General features: G+C 68.0%; 15 protein-coding genes, 2 tRNA genes, 2 rRNA genes and 1 other RNA gene. 11 read left to right on the forward strand and 9 right to left on the reverse strand.

What is annotated here, in order from left to right; genetic code table 11:
* The 5 genes from IEY28_RS06670 to IEY28_RS06690 form a co-directional block, all read left to right on the forward strand.
* Positions 1-153: ribosomal RNA gene (locus IEY28_RS06670) — 23S ribosomal RNA — on the forward strand; the annotation flags it as partial.
* Positions 154-280: 127 nt separating this feature from the next.
* Positions 281-403: ribosomal RNA gene (gene rrf / locus IEY28_RS06675) — 5S ribosomal RNA — on the forward strand.
* A gap of 59 nt (positions 404-462) precedes the next feature.
* Complete coding sequence (locus tag IEY28_RS06680) at positions 463-720, forward strand: DUF5789 family protein (protein ID WP_188995721.1); 258 nt, start codon at positions 463-465, stop codon at positions 718-720.
* A gap of 46 nt (positions 721-766) precedes the next feature.
* Positions 767-842 (forward strand) — tRNA-Cys (locus IEY28_RS06685).
* 539 nt (positions 843-1381) lie between these two features.
* A complete protein-coding gene (locus IEY28_RS06690; protein WP_188995722.1) occupies positions 1382-2251 on the forward strand; it encodes a hypothetical protein in 870 nt (289 codons plus the stop codon).
* A 24-nt stretch (positions 2252-2275) separates the two neighbouring features.
* On the opposite strand, the gene IEY28_RS06695 is transcribed toward IEY28_RS06690, so the two are convergent.
* The 4 genes from IEY28_RS06695 to IEY28_RS06710 all read right to left on the reverse strand — a co-directional run bounded on the left by IEY28_RS06695 (position 2276) and on the right by IEY28_RS06710 (position 3768).
* Complete coding sequence (locus IEY28_RS06695) at positions 2276-2491, reverse strand: DUF8123 family protein (protein WP_188995723.1); 216 nt, start codon at positions 2489-2491, stop codon at positions 2276-2278.
* A gap of 220 nt (positions 2492-2711) precedes the next feature.
* Positions 2712-2785: transfer RNA gene (locus tag IEY28_RS06700), tRNA-Lys, on the reverse strand.
* A gap of 34 nt (positions 2786-2819) precedes the next feature.
* Positions 2820-3485, reverse strand: coding sequence for a DUF7119 family protein (locus IEY28_RS06705; RefSeq protein WP_188995724.1), 666 nt, complete (start codon positions 3483-3485; stop codon positions 2820-2822).
* 118 nt (positions 3486-3603) lie between these two features.
* Positions 3604-3768 carry a hypothetical protein gene (locus tag IEY28_RS06710; RefSeq protein ID WP_188996909.1) on the reverse strand — a complete coding sequence of 55 codons (165 nt, stop codon included), beginning with the start codon at positions 3766-3768 and terminating at the stop codon, positions 3604-3606.
* A gap of 252 nt (positions 3769-4020) precedes the next feature.
* Between IEY28_RS06710 and IEY28_RS06715 the strand changes: the two genes are divergently transcribed.
* Positions 4021-4362, forward strand: coding sequence for a DUF8134 family protein (locus IEY28_RS06715; protein WP_188995725.1), 342 nt, complete (start codon positions 4021-4023; stop codon positions 4360-4362).
* Positions 4363-4455: 93 nt separating this feature from the next.
* A complete protein-coding gene (locus tag IEY28_RS06720; RefSeq protein ID WP_188995726.1) occupies positions 4456-6219 on the forward strand; it encodes a nitrite/sulfite reductase in 1764 nt (587 codons plus the stop codon).
* 48 nt (positions 6220-6267) lie between these two features.
* Here the strand turns inward: IEY28_RS06720 and IEY28_RS06725 are convergent, their stop codons facing one another.
* Positions 6268-6510 carry a hypothetical protein gene (locus tag IEY28_RS06725; protein WP_188995728.1) on the reverse strand — a complete coding sequence of 81 codons (243 nt, stop codon included), beginning with the start codon at positions 6508-6510 and terminating at the stop codon, positions 6268-6270.
* Between the two features lie 174 nt (positions 6511-6684).
* Between IEY28_RS06725 and IEY28_RS06730 the strand changes: the two genes are divergently transcribed.
* The gene (locus tag IEY28_RS06730) at positions 6685-7644 is read left to right on the forward strand and encodes an AAA family ATPase (protein WP_188995730.1); all 960 of its coding nucleotides are present in this window, start codon (positions 6685-6687) and stop codon (positions 7642-7644) included.
* Position 7645: 1 nt separating this feature from the next.
* Here the strand turns inward: IEY28_RS06730 and IEY28_RS06735 are convergent, their stop codons facing one another.
* From IEY28_RS06735 to IEY28_RS06750, 4 genes are read right to left on the reverse strand one after another with little or no spacing between them, the layout of a single operon-like run.
* The gene (locus IEY28_RS06735) at positions 7646-9139 is read right to left on the reverse strand and encodes a DUF7519 family protein (protein WP_188995732.1); all 1494 of its coding nucleotides are present in this window, start codon (positions 9137-9139) and stop codon (positions 7646-7648) included.
* A complete protein-coding gene (locus IEY28_RS06740; RefSeq protein ID WP_188995733.1) occupies positions 9139-10392 on the reverse strand; it encodes a DUF58 domain-containing protein in 1254 nt (417 codons plus the stop codon). The genes IEY28_RS06735 and IEY28_RS06740 overlap by 1 nt, the downstream gene beginning before the upstream one ends.
* On the reverse strand, positions 10389-11015 hold the full coding sequence (locus tag IEY28_RS06745; protein WP_188995735.1) for a DUF7269 family protein: 627 nt from the start codon (positions 11013-11015) through the stop codon (positions 10389-10391). The genes IEY28_RS06740 and IEY28_RS06745 overlap by 4 nt, the downstream gene beginning before the upstream one ends.
* Positions 11012-14914, reverse strand: coding sequence for a transglutaminase TgpA family protein (locus tag IEY28_RS06750; protein WP_188995737.1), 3903 nt, complete (start codon positions 14912-14914; stop codon positions 11012-11014). The genes IEY28_RS06745 and IEY28_RS06750 overlap by 4 nt, the downstream gene beginning before the upstream one ends.
* A gap of 105 nt (positions 14915-15019) precedes the next feature.
* On the opposite strand from IEY28_RS06750, the gene rnpB reads away from it, so the two are divergent.
* From rnpB to IEY28_RS06765, 3 genes are all read left to right on the forward strand, one after another.
* Positions 15020-15434, forward strand: an RNA gene (rnpB, locus tag IEY28_RS06755) — RNase P RNA component.
* Positions 15435-15481: 47 nt separating this feature from the next.
* Positions 15482-16477, forward strand: coding sequence for a zinc metalloprotease (locus tag IEY28_RS06760; protein ID WP_188995739.1), 996 nt, complete (start codon positions 15482-15484; stop codon positions 16475-16477).
* 40 nt (positions 16478-16517) lie between these two features.
* On the forward strand, positions 16518-17132 hold the full coding sequence (locus IEY28_RS06765; RefSeq protein ID WP_166966898.1) for a rubrerythrin family protein: 615 nt from the start codon (positions 16518-16520) through the stop codon (positions 17130-17132).
* Positions 17133-17249: the final 117 nt, after the last annotated feature.

The following is a 17249-nucleotide window of genomic DNA, read 5'->3' on the forward strand; positions in this document are numbered from 1 at the left end:
TAAGAGCTGAACGCATCTAAGCTCGAAACCCACCTGGAAAAGAGACACCGCAGAGAGCCCCTGTAGAAGACAGGGTAGATAGACTCGGGGTGTACGCACTGAGGTAACGAAGTGTTGAGCCCACGAGCACTAAGCGCTCGAAGCCATCATTCATACGCACTGTGACTCGCAGTTCAGCCATCGAGCTGACTGAACGAGTCCAGGCGCAAACTGGATCGCACGTAGACAAGGTTATTCGACCGAGACTGGTGATTTCGTGGTTCGATTCCACGACTCGGCGTTAGGCGGCCATAGCGGCGGGGTTGCCTCCCGTACCCATCCCGAACACGGAAGATAAGCCCGCCAGCGTTCCAGGGAGTACTGGAGTGCGCGAGCCTCTGGGAAATCTGGTTCGCCGCCACCATTCATACTTTCANATCATAGGCTGCAGGTAACTATGGGACCACGAAGAGAGACATCTGTATGCCACGCGAAGTCAAACTGAACGAACTGACGGACCTCCTCGGGGAGGCGTCGTATCCGCTCTCGGCCGAGATGGTGCAGTCGAAGTTCGGCGACGTGACGCTCGTCTATGCCGATGGGTCGGAATCGATGTCGGAGGTACTGGACCGTATCGAGAGCGAACAGTTCGATTCTGCAGAGGACGTACAGACCTCTATTTTCAACGCTGTCCCGGTGGAGGGTGTTGGCGAACCCGGACAATCCGAGGGAGAGGGCTAGACGAATTCGCTACCCTTAAGCGACCGACTTCATTATACCTAACTGCGCCAAGGTGGCAGAGTCCGGCCTAACGCAGCGGCCTGCAGAGCCGCCCATCGCCGGTTCAAATCCGGCCCTTGGCTTTTTGATTGAGGCCGTACGCTTTTCGTACTGGCAAGAGTCGTGACGATCCGTTCGGGTGGCGTCCCACCTGTTCGCCGGTCTTACTGCGTCTATATCCCGTCTCATGGCAGATGAAGAACGGTATGGCGTTTCGACGGTCGTTCTGCGAGACGATCGGGCTCGCGGTTATCGGTACGGCAGTTGGCGAGACGGCCCGTTCGACAACCGATGCGGCCATCGCGGGGGTCACTGTGTGACTACGACGTTCGTGGAACGGGCTACAACGTCGGCAGTGTCATACTCATCGACCGTCTGTTTGCCGACTGTCGTCAGCGGCTTCCGGCGGACGGCGATGGGTCGGCGCCGGTACGCCAGCAGTCGTCGAGGACAGTGTTCACAGCCGGCAAATGTTGCTTGGACGCCTGCACAGCGAGCGACGGGTGTATTCTCGGCCGCCAGTCTCGGTTGCCGTGGGTCGCTGTTACTGATTGGCGCGCTACGCGTTCATCGTGGGGTCGAAAAGTAATCATTAAACCGCGCGCCGACTGACCGTCCGGATATGCAACGACGAGCCGCGGCGGCATACTTCGCGTTCTTCCTCGTCGTCAGTGTCGCAGCCTACGCGTACATTGGCGTCGCGGAGAGCCAGCGGCCGGAGGTGTCACTCGAAGCGAACGCTAACTTGACAAACGATACTACGTTCACCGTCGACGGAACGACGTACACTGCCTCGAACATCCACATGTCGAGTGGTGGTGGTGGCGGTCACGGTGGCGGTGGTGGCGGTTCGATGGTCGCTGACCTGTCGTGGACCAACGACTCCTGGCAGTACTCTGGAACCGTAGAGAACGGGTCGACGACGAGCATCGACAACACCACCTATCAGGTCACGACGAGCAACGAGTCCAACACGGTGACGTTCACCGAGCAGTTAAACGCCTCCCAACTCGTGATCGAGGACCCGGCAGTCGAGGACTCGCTGGCGACGCAGAACGGCACGCAGTACGTCGTCTACGAGGAGAACGGAACGCTCCAGCCGGTCAGTGAGTGGCTTCCGGAACCGGAGACCCGGACCTACCAGCAGTCCGAGACCATCCCCTACCAGAGCGACAGTGGCGTCCAGCAGACCACGTTGTCGCAGGTGTCCACAGACAGCGCGACCGTCACGTGGGTCGCACCCCGTAACCGCACTGTCGAACTCACCGAGGGTGGGAACGTCACGCTGCAGGGCCAGCAGTACTTCGCCCACTTCCCGAACCACGACTCGGTGCAACTGGTCAGCGTCGACGAGTACCCGACCTATCAGGAGCAACTCGACAGTCAGGAGTACTTCCACGAGCGCAAGAACGGGCTCTGGGGCGTCTCCATCCTCGCCGGCATCGCGGCCGTCCTGATGCTGGGGATGGCGTACCTCCCGACTCGCGGCTGACTGCAGAAGAACGCTTTTCGTGGCTTATTCGCCGTCCGCCAGCGCGAGGTAGGCGAGCCCGGCGCCGACGATGGCCATCAGTACCACGCCGACGACCTGTAGCACTGCGCTCGCCATCGTGGCGTGGGTGGTCCACGGTGCGCCGGCAATCGTCCCCAGTGCCGCGAGGACGAGGAACGTCCCGGCGGCGACGCCAAAGGGTTTGAGTGGAGTCCCGAACCGCTCGGTGAGTGTGCTCATATGCGACCGCTCGGTGGTAAGCGTGGTAAATCAACCGGTCTTCAGAAGCCTCCCGCCGCGGCATACGTGGCTCGACACCGATTCGCGCCGCTCATCGGTTCACTGCACGGGCCGGGAGGGAGTTGAACCGAGTGGAGACGGTGGGCCGCTGTGACTCCCCGGGTTCAACTCCTTCCTGCCGGTTCACTTACTGACTCGCTGCGCTCATCAGTTCGTTGCACGGGCCGGGAGGGAGTTGAACCCCCGACCATCTGGTTAAAAGCCAGACGCTCTGCCTGACTGAGCTACCGGCCCTCGATAGTCGGTGGGGGGAGTGGCGATTAAGGCCTTACGGTCCGTCGTCGAGCGTCGTCTCCAGTGCGTCGGTGACGACGGTGCTCGGGTCGGTGGCGTCGAGGGCCGCACGCCGTCGAAGTTTGCAGTAGGCGTCGACGTCGATGGTGACGGTGAGACGGCCTAACTGGTAGCCTTCGGAAGCTAACGCGTCCTCGATGCTCGCGCCGTCGTTGACGTTGCTCGCGACCGAGCGGATCTGCCGGACCGTCAGGTCGTGGTCGAGTGCGGCCCACGCAAGCAGTAAGCGGGCTTCGCCGGCGACCCGGGCGATGTGTTTGGCCGCCGTCGGAGCGATTTCGCCCTTGGCGACGTGGATACGGATGGAGCGCGGGAGGTCGTGGACACGCGACCACTTGCGGATGAACGAGACGGTGGCCTCGCCACCGGCCCGTTCGGCGGCGGCCTTGTACGACCCTTCGCCGCGGACGAGCGCTGCACACGCCGCTGCGCCACGGAGCATGTAGACGTTGTCGTCAGCCCCGGCCGTGTTCTCGGAGAAGCGGCGAACGGTCTCTGCGGCGAGTTCGAGGCTCGCTGGGTCGTCGGGGTTGAATTCGACGGCCTCGTCGGCGTGCTGGCCGGTGAAGTTCGGGTCACCACGGATGACCGGCTTCCCGACCGGTGATTCGCGGTCGGTCGACGGCTCGTCCTCTGGCATCGTCTCCTCGTTCGCGGCCAGCGCACAAAAGTATCCCGTCCGGGGCCGTACTGCCGCCTGTACGCCTATCGAGAACGCCGTCGCTTCGGTGGCGAATGTCTCGAAGGAGTTACAGGTGTTAGTCGTCCGAAGCGCTCTCGCGCTCTTCGCTCATGTGTTCCCAGATCTCCGTACAGCCACAGCCGTCCTCGACGTTGTCGAGGTGGTCGGTGGACGGTTCGTCGATTTCGGCGTCGGTTTCGTCGTGCGTCTGTTGTGCGTTCGTCATCGTTTCTGTTGGCACGGCGACCCGAGTCGCCGCGTGTCGGTATCCCTTCGTAATAGACCTACCATCATAAGGGCGCACTCTCCTGTAATTGTGACCCGCACTGCGGCTTACCGGCAACGCGTGCAGCTACCTTGTACGACACCTGACAGAACGTGATTCGTGATAGCTCGACACAGGGGGCGCCAGACGGGAGTGGGTTCGGTCCGACCCCGGCGAAAATTGCGAGCGCCGACGCCCTCAGGTAGTCGGGGGGCCTAATGAGATGTAATGACGACCGACGTTCATCAGCTCGACGACGGGGCGTGGATATCCGTCAACGACTCCAGAGAGGTGAACGTCTCGGATCTGTGGTTGTTGGCGCGAAGTGACTTCTGTGACTGTGAGACGACCGATTTCCTCGCCGAGGGGTTCGTCAAGGTCGGCGTCGACCACCCGGACATCGAGGCTCGCATCGCGGGGCAGTGTATCGCGTGTGGTGCGAGCGGTATCACAGACTGGCTGACCGTCGGTCGCGTCGTAGACCCGAAGTCGGGGGATTTCTACGGTGTCGTCCACGAGAGCGTTCATTTCCCGGAGAAGCGCACCCGTCTGGCCCGCACGGCGGATTAGGCAACATTGTCCTGTTTCGGGGAGTGGGGGAGACGGTTGACGGCAAAGCGTGTCGTATAAGGCTGGGTATCTAGTGATGGTACACAATCAGCCATGCCGAGCAAAGTAGAGAAATGGAAAGACGACGTCTACGGTAACGAGATTCGGGAGCATCTTCTCGAGTTCGCAGAGCAGGGTTGGGAGTCGATCCCCGAGGACGAACACGACGCCTGGTTCGAGCGCTTCAAGTGGTGGGGTCTGTATCACCAGCGCTCCGGGCAGGAGTCGTACTTCATGATGCGGATCGGGACACCGAACGGTGTCATCAAGCCCGGCCAACTCGAGGTCATCGGCGACGTCGCGAAGGAGTACGCCACCGGTCCCGCCGACAACCCCGAGTTCGGCGACGCCTACTGTGACTGGACGACCCGACAGTCCGTCCAGCTTCACTGGATCAAGCTAGAGGACATCCCGGAGATCTTCGACAAACTGGAGTCCGTCGGCCTCTCGACCCAGCAGGCCTGCGGTGACTCCTGGCGGAACATCGTCGGCTGTCCGGTCGCCGGCAAGGACAAGCACGAACACATCGACGCGTGGCCCGTCGCCGAGGAACTCAACGAGACGTTCAAGGGCAACGACGACTACGCGAACCTCCCCCGGAAGTGGAAGGTCGCCGTCACCGGCTGCGACGAGGGCTGTGGGCAGGGCGACATCAACGACCTCGCCTTCGAACCGGCCGAGAAGGACGGCGAACTCGGCTTCAATATCCGCGTCGGCGGTGGGCTCTCCCGGAAGGAGGCCCGCCTCGCCCGCGACATCGACGTTTGGGTGCCCCCGGAGCAGGCGGCCGACGTCGCCGCCGGCATGTCCGGTCTGTTCAACGAGTACGGCGACCGCGAGGACCGCTTCAACGCCCGTATCAAGTTCCTCGTCGACGAGTGGGGCCCCGAGAAGATGCGGCAGGTCCTGCAAGACGAGTTCGTCGACTTCGAACTGGAGACGGCGGGCGAGGACATGCGCGACCAGTACACCTACAACTCCGGCGGCAACGAGGGTCACGACGACCACGTCGGCATCCACGAACAGGACGACGGCAACTACTACGTCGGCCTGAACGTCCTCGTCGGCCGGATGGGCGCCGACGACACGCTGGAACTCGCAGAACTCGCCGAGGAGTACGGCTCCGGTGAGGTCCGTCTGACCCAGCGCCAGAACGTCATCATCATGGACGTCCCCGAGGAGAACCTCGAGGACCTCAAGAGCGAACCCCTGCTGGAAGACTACTCCCCCGAGCCCTCGCCGTTCATGCGTGGCTCCATCGCCTGTACGGGCACGGAGTTCTGTTCGCTTTCCATCGTCGAGACGAAGAACCGACAGGTCCGCTACGCCCGTTGGCTCAAGGACAACGTCGAACTCCCGGCCGACCACGAGGACTTCCACATCCACCTCTCGGGCTGTACGGCCTCCTGTGCCCAGCCCCAGATCGCCGACGTCTCCCTGCGCGGCATGAAGACGCGCAAGGACGGCGAACCGGTCGAGGCCCTGGACATCGGTCTGGGCGGCGGCCTCGGCGAGGACCCGCGCTTCGCCGACTGGGTGGAGATGCGCGTCCCCGCCGACGAGGTGCCCGGCGCCATCAAGAACCTCGTGAACAACTTCAAAGACCGCCGCGAGGACGGCGAGACGTTCCGTGACTTCGTCGAGGCGCGCGACGAGGACACCCTCGCCGACCTCGTCGAACCCGAGGAGACGGACTACCACGACCCGTACATGCACAACACGAAGATGACGTGGTACCCCTACGTCGAGGACGACGACATGCAGTCCTCGCCCGCGCCGACGAACGGCGACGGCGAGCCCCTGCCCTCGGACGACTGAGGCGACTCGCTCGGCATCGCAGGCCGCCTCTCTTCGCACGCTTCTGTCTCAGACCGGCGTATCCGCCTGTACCGTGTACGTCTTCGCCTTCTCGTAACGCTTGTAGAGGTACACCACTGGGAACGGGACCAGCAACAGCGCCAACAGATACCGCTCCCGAGCGACCGAATACCCGGCGAGCGCCGTCGCGAACAGGATGGAGACGTGGCCGTACACCCAGACCCAGCGTGTCATCGACTCCCACTCACCGTACAGGTTGGCGTAGTAAAACGCCGCGATGCGGTCGCGCATACGGGGGCGTCGAGGGCGATTACGTTATGTTTTCGGGACCGTCGATTTCGTATCGAACGCCACTCTCCGACGACCTGCCCGATCAACCCGTTCGGCGATTCGACGGTCACGCGCGAGGGCCACACTCCTCGAAACCGTCGGTACGTATATCCGGGTCCGTTCGTCCAACAGTATATGGACGTCGCCGAAGCGGGAACGCACACGCAGTCGATTATCGACGAAGTGGGGGCCGCGGTAATCAGCGACAGGGCGTTTCTGGAGACCATCATGACGAGCGTCGTCGCGGGCGGGCACGTCCTGCTGGAGGACGTGCCGGGGACCGGCAAGACGCTGACGGCGAACAGTTTCGCGAACGCACTGGGACTCCAATTCTCGCGCATCCAGTTCACGCCGGACCTCCTGCCGGCGGACATCACGGGGTCGAACATCTACAACGACGCCGAGAGCACGTTCGAGTTCGTCCCCGGCCCCATCTTCGCGAACGTGGTGCTTGCCGACGAGATAAACCGTGCCCCGCCGAAGACGCAGTCGGCGCTGCTGGAAGCCATGGAGGAGGGGCAGGTCACCGTCGACGGCGAGGAACACGACCTGCCGGACCCCTTCTTCGTCATCGCCACGCAGAACCCGGTCGAACAGGAGGGGACCTTCCCGCTGCCGGAGGCACAGGTCGACCGCTTCTGGTTCAAAGACTCCATCGGCTATCCGGACCGGAGCGGCGAGAAGGACCTCATCGACCGACGGGCGGACCGACAGTCGTCGACACCGACCGTCGATCCGGTGGTAACGACCGAGGAGATCACGCGGATACAGCGCCTACCGGAGTCGGTGACCGTCGACGACGACCTGCGCTGGTTCATCACCGACCTCGCCCGCGAGACCCGCTCACATCCGGCGGTCGACACCGGCGTCTCGCCGCGCGGGACACAGCGGTTGTTCGAGGTGTCGCGCGCGCGGGCCGTCCTCGATGGCCGGGACTTCGTGACGCCGGACGACGTGACGACGGTGGCGCCGGCGGCACTGGCCCACCGTCTCGTCCTGACCGCACAGGCCCGGATGGACGACCGGGACAAACGGGCCATCGTCCGGGAACTCGTCGAGCGACTCGACGTGCCCAACGTGGACGGCGCCGAGTAGGTCAGTCGGCCTCGACCCGCGGAAGCCACAGGAGGGCGAGCAGAATCGCCAGCACCAGCGTCCCGATGAGGACGACGCTGGGGAACGCCGAGGCGAGCGAGCGGTCGGTGGCCGCGGTGACGCCGTAACCGACGCCGGCACCGACCCCGCCGACGAGCAGACTGCCGACGAAGTGCGCTCCCTCCGGTCGCGTCACGGTTAGCCGTCGCCCGACCTGTTGCCCGAGGACGATGGCGTGTTCCTGTACGTCCCAGATCAGAACCGCGCCGACGCCACCGCCCAGTGCCAGCAGCGGCCGGCCGTGCCGGAGCGCCAGCAAGACGACGCCCAGATACAGGAGCGCCGCGGCGCCACGGACCCGCGCCGTGTGCCCCTCGCTCCGCGTGAACCCGTCGGCCACGCCGAGAAGCAACCGCAGGGTGAGCGCCAGCGAGAACAGCGCGAGGCCGACGGCTCCGAGAAGTAGTGCCCGGACCGCGAGTTCGTTGGGTAGCTGGTCCACAGTGCGGACCAGATTGTCGACGACGGGCGCGGCCCGCGACGGGAACGGGGCGGTGAACGCCGCCACGGCCACGACCGCGGTCCCGCTCTGTTCCGTCGCCAGATTCGCGAGCGTGTCGCTCTGCGTACGGCGTATCAGGCCCAGCACGGACGTGACGACGAGCAGGCCCGCTTCGAGGAGGACGGCGACGGCGAGGCCGTCATAGAGCAATGGCGGGCCGACGAGGAACGGGATTCCGACGGTCGGCGACCCGAGGCGGACGAACATGGCCACGAGTGCGACCAGTGCGCCGAGACCGACCAGACTGCTGCCGAAGCGCCCCCAGTCACGGCCCTCGCGGGCCGACGGCGGCGACCGGAGGTCGAGCGCTTCCACGCGGACGAGCAGCAACCGCCACAGCACCACGACCAGCAGGACCAGTCCCGGCACCAGCGTCGTCGCCAGCACTGGTTCGGCCCGCGCCGCGATCAGTCGCTCCCAGACGGAGACGACCGCCGTCGGCCGCAGGGTCGGCGGGAGGTACGCCACCCATCCGACCACGGGAACGAGTGCGACGGCGAGGATCGACTGGCTGACCAGCGAACGGTGGGTGCCGGCGAGACCGGTCCCCTCGCTGTCCTCGACGAAGGAGAGTTGGCGGGCCAACGCCACCACGACGAGGAACAGACCGAGGCCGGGGAGGACGAGCAGTTTCACACCCACGAGCGGCTGTGACACCCCGCCGTCGGTGAACCCGAGGTACCACCAGTAACAGACGAGACCGACGGCGGCGGCGTAGCCGACCGGCGCGGCGACGTTCCCGACGAGTGTCGCCACGCGCGTCTCGCTGTCCGTGAGTCGCGCGGCCACCGCCAGCACCGCCGCCGCGCCGAGGCAGCCGGCGGTCAGCGTGACCGTCGCCACGGAGCCGATACTGACGGCGGCGACGAGCGCGGCGAGACCCGCGGCGAGCAGGGTCCCGCCGACCCGCGGTCGGGGGTCGTGACCGCCCATCAGAGCCACCTCCTGACGAACGACTCCAGCGTGAGACGGAGCGGTTCGTCGGGGTCCCAGTCGACGACCGGGGCACCGCTCTCCTCTAGCACCCGGACGCGCTGTGCCCGTTCGGCGGTGCTGACCGCCTTCCCGACGGTCGTCGTCGCGGCCAGTCGCGGCGAGACGACGCTGACGTCGTGCCGGTGGGCCGCGAGTCGTTTCGCGAGGGCGACCATCTCGTCGTCGAGCAGCGGCGAGACGAGGACCACCTGTGCCGAGGCCGGTACCCACGCCAGCAGGTCCCGCTCCGGCGACACCGAACTGCGGTCCGCAACCGTCTCGGCGTCGGCAAACAGCTCCCGGCCGGTGGCGGCGTGGTCGGCCCCGACGCCGGGGTCGAGCGCCCGAACTCGATCGGGGTAGAGGCCGACGCCGACGCGGTTGCCGCCGGCCAGTAGTTCGTAGAACGTCCGCTCGGCGGCGTACAGGGACAGTTCCGACCCGGTCGGCCGGTCGGTTTCCGTCCGGGTATCGGCGGCCGCCGACCGGTCCACCAGCAGGACCACCGTCGCGGCGTGTTCCTCCTGGTACTCGACCGTCGAGAGTTCGTTCGTGCGGGCGTAGCGCCGCCAGTCGATGCGTCGGGCCGGATCGGAGGTCCGGTACTCGCGGGTGCTGTGGAAACTGATGCCCTCGCCGGCGATGTCCGTCGGTATCTGGCCGGCCCGCCGGGCGGTCTGACTCGTCAGCGGCACGTCCTCGACGGGCACCTCACAGCGGAGCGTCGTCTCGACGGGCACGGTCCCTCTGCTGTCGTACTCGCCGCTCAGGCCCACGGAGGCGACGGTGAGGTCGCCGAAGTCGTGCGTACCGCGCTTGGCGATCACGTCGTAGGCGACCGTCCCCGTCTCCCCGGCGCCGAGCGAGAGCGACTTCCGGGGGCTCCCCTCGGTGACGCCCAGTTCCCCGGGGACACCGTCGACCACGCGGAGGTCGGTCACGGCGTCGGCACCGGTGTTGGTGACCGAGAGCGTGACCGTGACCGACTCGCCCGGCGCGGGCGTCTCGGGGTCGAGCGTTCGCTCGGCCGACAGGCGGTCGGTCGCCGGGTCGGGCGTGGTCAGTTCGCCGTAGAGCACGTAGACGATGGGGACCGCGCCGGTCGCGTAGACGACGGGCGACTGGAGGGCCACACCGAGGACGACCGGGACCAGTATCGCGCCGACGAGGTGGCGATAGCGGTTGGTCCGCTCTGCCGTCGGATCGGTCATCCGTCACCCTCCCGCTGTCGGTCTCGCTCCGCGAGCGCCAACAGCGCCCGTTCGACGCGTCCGATTCGACGGGCGGCCGCTCTGTCGCCGAGGAACCACTCCCAGACCCGTGTCAGCAGCGACGGCCGGAACTCGGGGTCGGGACTCAGGACCGCCGCGGCGTAGGCGTCGTCGGTCCACTCCCCGGATTCGATCCGCGCTCGCGCCCGTTCGGGGCGTTCCTGATACGCGTCGGCGACGAGCGGGACCGCCGCCTCGCGGACGTCTTCGAGCAGGAGCGCCGGGTCGAGGTCGCCTCGGGTCCCCTCGGTTCGCAGCCGTTCGATGCGCTCGTCGAGGTCCCGCTGCATCACTCCCTCGTCGCTCGCGGCCGCCGTCTCTGGGTCCGAGACGTCGAACGCCGGGCGGCGGGTCGGGGCCTGCAAGACGGCGACGGTCCCGGCGAACAGGCCGGCGACGGTCCCGAGTCCCAGCCAGACGAACGCCGAGTCCGTCGGGACGAGCGCGAGCGCCCGCTGGAACTGCGGGGGATACAGCGCCGGTCGGAGCAGCGCCGTCGACGCGGCGCTGACGAGGCCGACGACGACGGCGAGTTTACACACCCGGAAGACCGTTCCGATCACGCGTCTCCCCCCTCGGTCGCCGCGGCGCCGTCGCTTGCCCCGTCGTCGTCACTTCCGAGGTCGGTCGCGGCCTCGGTGACCGCCGCGAGGGTGTCGGTGTCAAGCGGGTAGTGGCCGTATCTGACGTGGCGGAAGGCGTCGGTTATCCGCTCGACTCGTTCGGACGGATAGCCGTGGGACTTCGCCGCCGAGGCGACCCGAATCGGCGTCTCCGTCAGCGAGGCCCCGGGCGTCCGCTCGGCCAGTTCCACCCACGCCTCGACGACCGTCGCTATCGTCGTCTCGTCGGGCGCGTCGGGGTCGGCGGCGGCCGCGGCTACGAGTCCGGCCTCCGTCGTCGCCGCGTCGTCCGCGCCCCCGGCGGTACGGGACGCCGCGAGCGCGGCCCGGAGGCGGCCCGGCAGCGCACGGAGCGCCGCCGGGAGGCCGCGGAGCCACGCGGCCAGCGCGGTCAGGAGCGTCCCGAGCGCGGCGACCACCGTCGGTGCCTGTCTGATGGCCTCCTCGATTCGCGCGCTCGCTCGGCGGGCGGCGTCGACGAGGGTTCGACCGACGGCTGCGACCATCTCACCGGCCGCGAGGACGGCGTCGACGACCCACCGAACCGTCCGCCGGGTCAGCCCCGCCGTCGCCGCCCCGCCGCGAGCGGCCTGTCCGACCAGTCCGTACCGCCGGGTGAGGCCGACCACGGCACCGACGAGGAGCGCCGCCGCGCCGCCGTAGAAGGGCCACAGCGGCCCAGTGGTGTGCCCGCGTGTGGCCCCCCGCTGGACCGTCCGCTGGAACGACGGCCGCGGCGGCAGTAGCGCGACCGTCGCCACGAAACGCCCGTTCGCGTCGGTTCGCGCGACGGCAGTGTCACCCCGCAGGACGGTGGCGTTCGGGACCGGATGGCCGGCGATGGTGGCGTTCCCGGTCACCTGCTGTCCCGGAATCGCTCGCCCCTCCAGCGAGACGTTGATCGCGGTCGGGAGCGGCGCGTCCGCCGCGGCGCTCAGTTCGCCGCGCCTGACGGTCACGTTCAGCCGCTCGCGGTAGGGCACCGTCACCGTCGCCGTCCCGTTCTCGTCGGTCCGCCCCCGTCGCTCGCCGTCGACGCGGACCGTCGCGCCGCGGAACGGGTCGCCGGCCAGCGTCGCCGTCACGCGGTGTGGCTGGCCGGGAACGGGGTCCCGTGCCAGCGTCAGCGACGTGTTCGAGCGGACGGCGAACGCCCGTTCGGCCGTCGCCTCGCCCCGCGAGACGGTCAGCGGGCCGTCGCGGACGTACGGTACCGTGACGACGGCGACGCCCTCGTCGTCGGTACGCCCCGCCCGCTGTCCGCCGATGGTGACCGTCGCTTGCCGGACCGGCACGCCGTCGACGGCGGCAGCCACCCGAACCGTCTCGCCGGGCCGGCGGGCCTCGCCGACGTCGAGCGAGACGTTCAGGTCAGTGCCGCGAAACGCCGCTGCCCCGTCGGCCCCGCTCCGCCGGACCACGATTCGATACTGCTCGTAGTAGGGCACTCGCACCGTCGACTCGCCGTCGGCGTCCGTCTGGCCGACGATGTCGCCGGCCACTCGCACCGTCGCGTTCGGGACCGGAACGCCGTTGATAGCGGCCCGAACGGTGGTCTCGGTGCCGGGGGTCTGCGTCGTCGCGTTCGAGAGGCCGGACGCGGTCACGTCGACGTCGGTGTCGATGTCGTCGTAGGTCCGGGCTCCCTCCGCGTCGCCGCGCGTGACCGTCACGGTGAACGACTCCTGATACGGGATTCGGACGGAGGCGGTGCCGTCGCTGTCCGTCGTGGTCACCGCCACGCCGTCGACGCGGACCGTCGCGTCGGCGACCGGAACCCCCTCTATCTCGGCTCGAACCGTCGCGTTGGTCCCCGGCGTCCGGCGCGCTATCGAGGAGAGACCGATGGTCGTGTTCAGTTCTCGGCCGCCGCCGTCGCCGGTCTGCTGGGCGAACTCCGGCGACGGTCGTTCGTCGGGGAACGACCCACGGGAGAGGGCGTTCGTCTCGTCGCCCTCGCTGGTGTTCTCGACCGCGACGACGTCGACGTGGTACAGGACCTTCGAGTCGGGAATCGTTATCGAACCGCCGAGGCCGACCGATTCGGGATTGCTCCCGGCGGCCGCCGAGGGCGACTGGCCGGCGCCACTTCCGCCGGATTCGCTCTGTGTTCCGCTTCCACCGTCGCCTTGCTGGCCGTCGTCACCCGACTGGCTCCCTTCGGACCCGCCCTGTTGGCTCCCGCTGTCGCCACCCTCGGCCTGCCGTAGCGCCTTGTAGACGCTCACGTTCAACTGGGTGGCGTAAGGGACGACGCCGTCCACACGGCCGAGACCGTCCGTCCGACCGATGGCCTCGCCGTTGAACGTGACGAGCGCGTCGCCGAGTCGCTGGCCGCCGAGCGTGACGACGACCTGTATCTCGTTGCCCGGGACGACCCGGCCGTCGAGTCGCACGTCCGCGTCGACTTCCGGTGGCCGGTCGGCCGCGGTCTGTCGGACTCGGTCGGCGTCGGTCCGTGCGAAGTTCGGGTCCGTCTCCGGGCGGTCGAAACTCGCCTGCGTCGTCCCGGACTCCCGGAGTGCCTCCCGGTCGGCCGGCGTCGGGTCGAAGGTGACCCACCCGGTTTCGGGGACGTACACCTCGACCCACGCGTGGGCCTTCGAGCGGTCTATCCGCAGGCTCCCGTCGTCGGCCCGGCCCGAGGCGGGCGCGTACCCCTGTACGTATCTGGCCGGGACGCCCTGCGTTCGCAGCATCGCCACCATCGTACTCGCGAAGTACATGCAGTACCCCCGCTCCATCTCCGTCGCGAACGTCGTCGCGTAGTGCTCGGAGGGCCGGACTATCTGCGTCGAGTAGGCTTTCTCGGTCTGGAGCCACTGCTCGATCAGTATCGCACGCTCGTACGGCGTCGTCGCGTTCCGCGTGACCTCGTCGGTCAGCGTCCGCAGGCGGTCGGGCGTGTCGGCGGGCATCTGCGTGTAGCGCCGCTCTACGTCCGCTGGGTACGCCCGCCCGGCCGTCTGGAGGTCCTCGGTGGACCATCCGGGGAGCGTCGCCGTCGCGGTGTAGGTGGTCCCGTTCGGAAGCGCGGCCGAGGCCGGTTCGACCCCTGCGCCCGTCGTCGCGACGCCGTCGGCGTCGAGGCCGTCGACGCCCTCCGGTCGCCACGGCACGGGGACGGCAGCCGTCTGGTTGACGACCGTATAGCGAAGGCGCACCTGCTGTCCGGCCCGCGGGTAGTCACTCGCCGGCCGGGACCGCTCCGCGTCGCTCGCCTGCCACCCCGACCCGGTGTAGCGCGCGTAGGAGACGGTCCGCCAGTAGGGGTCCTCCTGCGGGCCGATGGCACAGGTCTGGCCGACCACGTCGGCGACGACGGCGGGGTCGTTGAGGCCCAGTCGAGCGGCGTCGGCCCGCGTGCAGTTGCTGACCGCACCGGCCGCTCCAGCCGACCCGGATCCGCCGGACCCGCCCGCTCCGGACTGTCCGCTCTCACCGCTGGACGTCCCTGTCTCGGACTGACTTCGGGCACCGAGGCCGCCGTCCGCGGACTGTGACAGCGCTCCTTCGAGGCCCGATTCGTCCCACGTCGTGCTCGTCTCCGCACTGTTCTCGTCGTCCGCCCCGTCGGTCCCGCTGGTGTCCCCGCTCTGTCTGTCTCCGGTCGGCTGGCTGTCGGCGTCGCTCGACTGCCCCCCGGACGGTGGCGTCGCCGCGCTGTCCCCGTTTGATGCGCCGACGGCGTCGCCGGACGGTCCCGCTCCGGCGGCCGACGGCGTCGCGACTGGCCCGGAACTCAGCAGGGGTGCCGATAGACCGAAACTCGCGACACAGAGGAGTGCCAGCGTCACCGATAGCACTCGGTTCGCGTCCACAGTTGCTGTCTGACGCATGCGAATACCCCTGACATGAAAAGCATGTGGGACGACTCAACGCACGATATCTCGTCGCGGGACGGGGTGGTAAGCCTTATCGGCGGCAGTCGCCTACGTTCGCCCGGCAGCGGGAGGCCGGCTCCCGTGCCGAGAGGCATGAGGAAAGTCCCCCCACCTGCTGGACGGGTGACCGGACGCAAGTCCGGGGCGGGAGACCGTCGGCTATGGAACAGCAACGACACGTCGTCACAGGACCGATGAGGTGCGCGAATCCCGAGCGACGGGGCGTGTGCGGCACTCCGTGCCGCGATTCGAGGCGGTGACACCGCCTCGACCCGGAAGCGAGGGAGAGATAACCCACCGAGGGCCACCGTGGGGCACCGTCCGGTGTCCGACGCCTGTGACGGACCGATGGAACGGCGAATCCTCACCGGTGCAAGGCCGCGTCGACAGGTAGTCCGGTACCGCGCGCGAGCGCTGGACGCGGCCGCTGAGCCGAATGCCGGCCCGAACAGAAGGGGGCTTACTCCCCGCAGCCGATTTGTGGCCAGAACCGACTAATAGCGACAGGTCGACCAACAGACGATGGACCGACGACTGGCGGGTGCGATAGCGCTGTGTCTGGTGCTGGGCGGATTGGCCGGGTGTAGCGCCGCGTCCGAGGCGCTTGACTCGACGTCGGAACTCGTCGAGCGCGGCCACCCGTTCGCCAACGAGACGGTGACCGTCGCCGTCGACGGAACCGCCCGCGAGCGAGCGCTCGCCGCGGACGGACTGGCCTACTGGGAAGCGAATGCACCGGAGTACGCCGGCTTCACCGTCGACTTTCGCGTCCTCGAATCGGGCGAGACGCCCACAGAAGGACCGCCCGACGTCGAGATAACCTTCGTCGAGACGGTCACCGACTGCGGCGAGTCCGACTACTCCGCGGGGTGTGCGCCGCGGCTCACCGCCTCCACGCGGGTCGACCGCCCGGCAGAGGTGTCGATACGACGCGGCTTCGCCGACGAGTCGACGCGACTGATCGTCGAACACGAGGTGGGGCACCTGCTAGGCCTGCGCCACGGCGACCCGCCGAGAGACGTGATGCGCCACCAGCGAACGCTGGCGACCCTCCCGCGACCGAACGCCAGCGAGCGCCCGGTCCCGTGGAACGACACCACGCTGACGGTCGCGGTTCGAAACGAGAGTCTCTCGGCCGAGGAGCGGGCGGCCTACCGCGAGGAGGTGGCCTACGCGCTTGCGTACGTGACCGAGGGTGCCGACGGCGCCGTCCCGTCGAACGTCTCCGTCGAACTGGTGGCGGCCCCCGAGGACGCTGACGTGGTGGTCGGACCTGTCGCGTCGAGCGAGTGCCGGAGCGACGCGGGCTCTTGCCTGCTCGTCGAAGGGGCGGACCCGGACCGCGACGGCGCTATCGAGACGTACACGCGCGCCGAGATTCTGCTCGTCGACCTCGATACGGAGGCGACCAGTTGGCACGTCGCCCGGCAACTGCTCGGCGTCCTCGGCGACGACGGCCTGCCCGCCCGTCTCACCGACGCCAGCTACGAGCAGCGCCGGGGCGCGTGGCACGGGTAGGTCCGACGGTTTCAAGCCCGCGCCGGGCGGAGTCGCCCCTATGACCGCCGACGATCTCATCGAATCCGTCCGCGACGACCAGCAGACAGAACTCTCCCGACTCGGCTCCTCGAAGACGCTGTACGCCGACACTCGCGGCGAGATGGAACCCGCCGCCGTGCGTGCGGCCGCTGCCGCGCGCGAGCAGGCAGCCCACGACACCTTCTCGGCGTGGGCCGACGACGAGAGCGACACCGCGGCCGCCGGCCTCTTTGCCGATGCGGCCGAGGACGCCGCCGGCCGACTGGACGGGGTGGGCGCCGACCCGGCCGACCGCGACTTCGCGATGCACGACGCGCTCTCCGACCTGACCGACACCGTCGAGCGACTGGGCGGCCTCGTCGGCTGGACGCTCGTCGACGAGAAGACGAAGGGCCAGCTAACCGGGTTCTTCACGGGACAGGCCGACCCCCAGACCGCCAGCACGTTCCGGAGCGCCGGCAACGACGTCGAGGCCCTGCGTGAGGACGCCGCCGAACTGCTGGACGAGACGTGTGCCGACGGAGACGACTGGGACGCCGCCGAAACCGCCGCCGTCGACGTCGTCTCGGCGGCCTACGACGACTACTTCGAGACGCTCGAAGAACTGGGCGTCAACCCGAAGCCGGTCTGTTGAGCCCCGTTTCGCCACTGCTCTCCGGAGACCCTCGGGTCGCCGCGTCACGCCGACGGTCCGCGCTCTCTTCGCGGCTTCGCCGCTGTGCGTCTTCGAGGGCCGCTCACTTCGTCGTCT

The sequence above is a fragment of the Haloarcula pellucida genome, from assembly GCF_014647235.1.
In the GTDB taxonomy this organism is placed as follows: domain Archaea; phylum Halobacteriota; class Halobacteria; order Halobacteriales; family Haloarculaceae; genus Haloarcula; species Haloarcula pellucida.